This is a genomic window from Aquimarina sp. U1-2, assembly GCF_017897595.1.
Lineage (GTDB): Bacteria > Bacteroidota > Bacteroidia > Flavobacteriales > Flavobacteriaceae > Aquimarina.
Genome location: NZ_JAGKIK010000152.1, coordinates 1 through 304 on the forward strand (window position 1 = coordinate 1; position 304 = coordinate 304).

Annotated in this window: 1 pseudogene; it reads left to right on the top strand. The window is 29.6% G+C overall.

What is annotated here, in order from left to right:
- Positions 1-92: 92 nt before the first annotated feature.
- Positions 93-304, top strand: a pseudogene (locus tag J8281_RS19445) (outer membrane protein assembly factor BamD); the annotation flags it as partial.

Consider the following 304-nt stretch of genomic DNA (forward strand, 5'->3'; position numbering starts at 1 on the left):
CTGATTGCAGTATTTGAAGGTTTATTTTAGCCGTGAAATAATATTTTTAAATTACGTTTAATAAATGTAATTTTGCATTCTGTTTAAAATCTATGAGAACTACTCTTTTTAGCATATTAGTAATAGCCTGTATTTTAAGTTCCTGTAGCGAGTATCAAAAGATTTTGAAATCTGAAGATGTCGCTTTAAAATTTAAAATGGGAGACTCTCTTTTTCAGGAAGGTAAGTACGAGAAAGCCAATAGGATTTTTGCGCAAATAGTTCCTAAATACAAAGGAAAACCTCAAGCCCAAAAATTAATGTA